The 6,104-nt window shown below is 45.2% G+C and carries 4 protein-coding genes; 3 read left to right on the top strand and 1 reads right to left on the bottom strand.

All coding sequences use genetic code 11. The annotated features are described in order from the left end of the window. Nucleotides 1-220: 220 nt before the first annotated feature. On the bottom strand, nucleotides 221-1,702 hold the full coding sequence (locus tag HMPREF2704_RS10295) for an alpha-amylase (RefSeq protein ID WP_081103056.1): 1,482 nt from the start codon (nucleotides 1,700-1,702) through the stop codon (nucleotides 221-223). Between the two features lie 208 nt (nucleotides 1,703-1,910). Here HMPREF2704_RS10295 and HMPREF2704_RS10290 point away from each other — a divergent pair, with 208 nt between their 5' ends. From HMPREF2704_RS10290 to HMPREF2704_RS10280, 3 genes are read left to right on the top strand one after another with little or no spacing between them, the layout of a single operon-like run. Further along, nucleotides 1,911-3,542, top strand: a complete 1,632-nt coding sequence (locus HMPREF2704_RS10290) for a M20/M25/M40 family metallo-hydrolase (RefSeq protein ID WP_070466693.1) — start codon at nucleotides 1,911-1,913, stop codon at nucleotides 3,540-3,542. A 38-nt stretch (nucleotides 3,543-3,580) separates the two neighbouring features. Then, nucleotides 3,581-4,324, top strand: coding sequence for an ABC transporter ATP-binding protein (locus tag HMPREF2704_RS10285; protein ID WP_070466157.1), 744 nt, complete (start codon nucleotides 3,581-3,583; stop codon nucleotides 4,322-4,324). Then, a complete protein-coding gene (locus tag HMPREF2704_RS10280) occupies nucleotides 4,314-5,960 on the top strand; it encodes a hypothetical protein (protein ID WP_070846563.1) in 1,647 nt (548 codons plus the stop codon). Before HMPREF2704_RS10285 ends, HMPREF2704_RS10280 begins: the two co-directional genes overlap by 11 nt. Nucleotides 5,961-6,104: the final 144 nt, after the last annotated feature.

The raw sequence follows: 6,104 nt of genomic DNA, 5'->3' as shown, positions 1-6,104 counted from the left end.
AATCAACCACTGCGTCATACAGTTATTTCTATCAAACATCGAAGGCTGGATAATTTTTTCCAGCTTTTTTTGATGCTCTTTATTTCTTTCAAATAGACGCGATACCCATTGACAGCGCTTTCTTATAGTGCTAAAATGAAGCTGTATTTCCTATAAAATTTTTACAGGAAAAAATTCTCCTAGGAAGATGTAGATCCTAGGAGAACATTACATATAAAGGTTATTGCCCCTCTGTATTTTGGGCTACCCAGACACTGACGGAGCGCTCTGCCACTGGGAATTCGGCAGTACCGTCTTCTTGGACTTGGACGGTTTCGTTACAATTTTCTAGGACATCATAGTAGGTGAGACCTGCGTAGGATGAGCCGATCTCCATGATTTTTGTAGCAGCTTGGTTATTGGAAATCAAGCAGGCGATTGGTGCTGATTCTTCTGAACCTGAACGTGTCCAACCAATGCAATTAGGATCATCGAAGTAGTCCGTTTGTTCCCCATAGGCCAGATCTTTACGAACCCATAAGAGGCGATCGAGAACCTCTTGGAAACTTTCTTGCGCAAATTTGCCCTCGATCCCGTAGTAGTCTCCATAGAAGACACAAGGCAAACCAGCTTCACGAAGTAAGATCAAGGCATAGGCTGCAGGCTTAAACCATTCTTCAATGGTAGATTCCAAGGCTTGTCCTCGTTGGGTATCATGGTTGTCCACAAAGGTTACGGCTTCTTCAGAATGATTGAGCGCTAGTGTTCCGTCAAAAATAGTTCGCAGGTCGAAATTTTCACCTTCTTGACTAGCTCTGAAGAGATTTTGGTGGAGGGCTACGTCGACCAGGTCATACAGGTAATCAATGCTTTCCAAGTACTCATCGTTGGTTTCTGTGTCCCCATTCCAAAATTCACCAAAGACGTAGAAATCTTCACCATATTTTTTGGTAATATTGTGGATGAAATTCTTCATAAAGAAGGAGTCAATGTGTTTGACTGCATCCAGACGGAAGCCCTCAACCCCTGTCGTTTCGATAAACCATTCAGCCCATTGATCGAGATTTTCTACAACCTCGGGATGTTTGAAATCGATATCGGCGTACATGAGGTAATCGTAGTTTCCGTTTTCTTTGTCTACCAGATCTCCATGAGCCCAACCTTTGTTGTCCCCTTGGATTTGGTAGATTCCATTCTTATTACGAGAAGCATCGTAGTCCGTACCGGTGAAATGGTACCAATGCCAGTGGAAGTCATTATAGGCGCCATTTCGGCCATCAAAGGTGAATTTGGTCCATCCTTGAATGGTGAAGGGCTCAGTGAGGACCTTGTTTCGATCCATTGGATCCACCTCAACGACCTCGAATTCCTCTAAGCCATCGGCAGCAGCTTTATGGTTGAGAACGACATCGGCCATTGGTTGAATCCCTGCATCTTTGAGGGCTTGAATGGCTTGAAGATAATCGTCTTTGAAGCCATATTTGGTGCGAACCGTTCCTTTTTGATCGAACTCGCCCAAATCAAAGAGGTCATAGACTCCGTACCCAACGTCATTGTTAGAAGTAGCTTTAAAGGCAGGCGGCATCCAGACCTTGCGAATACCCAAGTCTGCTAAGTGTTGCGCATCTTCAGCAAGACGCGACCAGTGGTTCCCATCAGCGGGCAAATACCACTCAAAATATTGCATTAAGGTTTGATTTTCCATTTTTATTTCTTCTTTCATGTGAATGTCCCTATTTTACCAAAAATAGTTGGATGCGACAAACGTTTGCGCTGGAAGCAAGCCCTTTCTGGAAAAGAAATCGCATACATGAAAGAAATGAAGTGAGAATATAAAAAGTAGCATTTTATTTACGTAGAAATATCAGTCCGGTACATATATTTCTATTCATTTTATAGTTTGATCATAACAAAGGAGGATTGGTTTGAAAGTGAAAACCACCAATAGAGAGAGCATCGAAAGGATTTTTACCGAAGCCTTGGCCATTCCGAGCTTCACCAATACTGAGACAGAGCAAGCAATCGAAGCCTATCTGGATCAACGGATTGGCCAGATCCCCTATTTCAAGGAACATCCGGACCATTTTGGGCGCTATCAGGTGCCACAGGATCACTTGCATCGGTCGGTCAATTGGGCCTTGGTTGATAAGGGCAAGAAAAAAACAGTTATCCTTTTCCACCACCATGATACAGTCGATTTAGAAGACTATGGAAATTTGTCGGAGATCGCGCTCGATTCTGATCAAGTAGCAGAAGCCTTGAAAACATTGGATAGGCGACCCGATATGCAGGCAGATTTAGCTTCTGGAGAATGGAAATTTGGCAGAGGCTCTTGCGATATGAAAGCAGCCTTGGCCCTGCAATTGGGAGTTCTGGAAGCCTATGCAGCAGCTCCCTCAGAAGGTCAGGTCAATCTGCTCTATCTCTCTGTTGGAGATGAGGAATCCTATTCACGTGGGATGCGAGGAGCCTTGGGCCTCCTCACAGATTTGCAGGAAACCTTTGATCTCAATTATGTATTAGCAGTGGATTCAGAACCCTTTGAATCAGAAGTAGGAAAAGAAAAGGTCCTTCACATTGGCACAGTCGGCAAACTCATGCCGGTCGTTGTGGCGCAAGGTGTCTTGTCCCATATGAAGGAGCCCCTCAAAGGGATCAATGCCTTGTCGCTCCTAGTAGCCATCGCAAGCCAGCTAGATCTTCATCCCGATCTGGCAGATCAGGCCTTGGGAGAAACGTCTCCCCTTCCTTCTTGGTCCTATCTCAGAGATTTGAAGGAGCAGTACGATGTATCGACCGTGCTGTATGCGGCTGGTTATTTCAGTGTGTTGCATTTGAAGAAAACACCCCAAGAGCTCTTGCAACGAATCTATGAGCTTAGTCAGGAGGCCTTGGACGCCTTCTACAAGAAGTATGAGCACTTGCAGGATCAGGCTGGCCAAGAACATATTATTGCAAGGCCAAGAGTCATCACCTATCAAGAACTAGAGGAACGTTGCCAAGCCTTAGAGGGCTACCAAGACTTTAGAGAAGCTTCTAATAAAAAAGCGGAGCAAGATTTTCGTAATGGGACCAGCTACCAGGGCCTTGCGATTCAGCAAATCCAGCGACTCCTTGAGTTTCTCGGAGATAAGGATCCTATGGTGGTTATTGGTTTTGCGCCCCCATATTATCCTTCCATGAACTGCCGCTTTTTAGACAATACCGATTTCAATATCGTGTCCCTCATCACTGATTACCGCGAGTATCTGGACCAAAGAGGTTACCTCTTGAAAGTGGAAGAATACTTTATGGGGATTAACGACACCAGTTATTGTGCCTTGGAAAAGGATGTGGCCTCTTATCAAGTCGTCCTAGATAGCCTAGCTACACCAGCCCAGGTCTATGATCTGGATCTGGAAAAAATTGCTCAAATTCAGGTTCCAGCGGTCAATCTAGGCCCTTGGGGCAAAGAATTGCATAAGCGAGGAGAGCGGGTCTACAAAGAAGACTTCTTGGAGACCATTCCAAACTATCTGCTAGAATTGCTCTACCATTTCGATGATCGCTTATCAACAGAATAAGAAAAACGGTCCCAACGAGGATCAATTAGGGAGTTAACATGATTACATTTCACGGAGTTACCAAAGATTACGATGGGCACATTGCCCTCAACCACTTGGATCTGACCATCGAAGATGGACAAATTGTCGGCTTGATTGGTCACAACGGAGCTGGAAAGTCAACGACGATTAAGAGCCTGGTCAGTGTCATCACCCCAACCACTGGATCAATTGAAGTGGATGGTCAGGACCTCTATAGCCATCGACTGGCGATCAAAAAGAAGATCGGTTATGTGGCAGATTCGCCAGATCTTTTCTTGCGTCTCACAGCCAATGAATTCTGGGAGTTGGTTGCGACCTCTTATGATATGAGTCAGAAAGACTGTGATCAACGATTAGAAGAGCTTCTTACGATCTTTGATTTTCAGAGCCACCGCTATGAAGTGATTGAATCCTTTTCACATGGGATGCGCCAGAAGGTCTTTGTTATTGCAGCCCTCTTGTCAGATCCAGATATCTGGGTCTTGGACGAACCCATGACCGGTTTGGATCCACAGGCTTCTTACGATTTAAAACAAATGATGCGTCAGCATGCGGATCGGGGCAAGACGGTTATTTTCTCTACCCACGTCTTAGAAGTGGCTGAACAACTCTGTGATAAAATCGCCATTCTTAAAAAGGGAAATCTCATTTTCTATGGGACGATCGAGGAATTAAAGGGCCAGCACCCCGAAAAAAGTCTGGAAAGTATTTATCTCAGCTTAGCGGGTCGTAAGGAAGAAGGTGGCGATCATGCGTCTTAAGATTATCCAGCAGCTTGTCAATGTCAATATCATCTATGCCAGTCAGCCCGCTCAGATCGCAAAATTACGTGCCAAACAGGCCAAAAAACCAGACGTCAAACTCAATGTCGCCCGCAAATCGGTGCTCAACTACCTCTTTTTAGGATTAGTCTATTTCCTCATATTTGGCTTGCTCTTTAGTATCTATGATTTTGTCCACCAATCAGCCTTCTTTGTCAATATGGTGGCCCTCTTTTCCTTGATGACCATTTCCCAAGGCTTTATGAGCTTTTACAATGTCTTTTATGAAAGCAAGGACCTCCAGTTTTACCGGCCATATGCCTTCTCAGATGCGGAAGTCATTGCTGGAAAGAGTATCTCGGTCATCCTGACCCTTCTCATGGCTATCCTTCCCTTGGTCAGCTATTTTCTGATCCTGCCTGTCCAAGCAGGCGGCTTCAATCCGTTAGGGATCCTGCTAGGCCTCTTTTGTGCCTTAATTCTCTTAGGCGTTCTCTTTTTAGCGACGATCATCCTATCCCATCTGATCACTAAGACCCTCTTTTTCAAAAAACACACGACCCTGGTCTCCAACATCATGGTCGGAATCGGCTCCCTCCTCAGTCTAGGCGCTTATCTTTATCTAAATCTAGTCCAAACTCACCGGGTAGAGGTGTCGGGTGGAACGGATATTCCCATTCTATTTCCACCTTTTACGGCCTTTCATCAGTTTATCCTCCATCCTTTTGAGGGAGGAGCGATCCTTGGCGTTTTGGGCTGGATCGCGGTGCTATTGGTCTTGATCGGCCTGGTTCGTAAACTTGTGATCCCGCAGTTTTATGATGCAGCCCTTGCGGTTTCGACCAACCAAACCGTCAAAGAGCGCGTGAGAGCGATCCATGTGGGTCAGAAAGACTCTTTTAGACGATTTGTCATTCAGTATCATTGCAGACTCTTGAGCGATGGAACCCTTATGGTGCAAGTTCTCTTGATGATGAGCATTCTGCCATATATTTTTCTCCTCAGTGGAGCAGCAGGAGCATCGAAGAATATAGGCGGCCTCAGTCCTTACTTGACACCCCAGTATCTGGTGCCACTGGCCCTTGTTGCCTTCTTGATCGGTGTTTTCAATAGTTTTGGAGGTTTGACCAGTATCGGTATTTCGCTGGAGCGTGAAAACTTTGAGTACTTGAGATCGCTCCCTATTGATTTCAAGCGCTATCTCTTTATGAAGTTTTGGTTGCTCTATTTGGTGCAATCCATCCTTCCGGACCTTCTTTTGCTTGGCGTTTGTCTCTATTTTGGCGTGCATCCCTTGGCCATCCTTGCCATGTTGCTGATCTGGATTGTGACCACCATTCCGTTCTGCATTATAGACTATGTCAAAGATTTTCAAAATTTTAGCACCAATTGGACCAATATCACGGAGTTAATGACTCGTCATCGTGGGAATGCAGCCCTTCAGTCCATTCTCTTGATTGTCTTTCTCTTTGTGATGTTTCTCTTGATTATTGTCAGCTTCATTTGGACTTACCATTCCGTCAGCACTCTGCTGGCTGTGATCCTTTATAGTGTCCTGCTGCTAGTCGGAGTAGCAATCAGTTCTACCATCTACCGCAAAAAAATCCGCACTCTCTACCAAGAGATCGGAGAATAAAAAGAGAGAGTGGGACAGAAATCGGTCATTCGTTAGAATTCGATTTCGTCGTCCCACCTCCGCACAGTTGAGTAGGGCTGTAAAAGCTGATGAAATCAGCGTAGTAGAGCCCACTCAACCACTGCGTCTTGCTCGACAATCCAA

Origin of the sequence: Streptococcus sp. HMSC076C09 (assembly GCF_001837905.1) — a bacterium.
Lineage (GTDB): Bacteria > Bacillota > Bacilli > Lactobacillales > Streptococcaceae > Streptococcus > Streptococcus parasanguinis_I.
The sequence above is the reverse complement of the archived record's forward strand: the minus strand, read 5'-3'. Positions and strand labels throughout refer to the sequence as shown.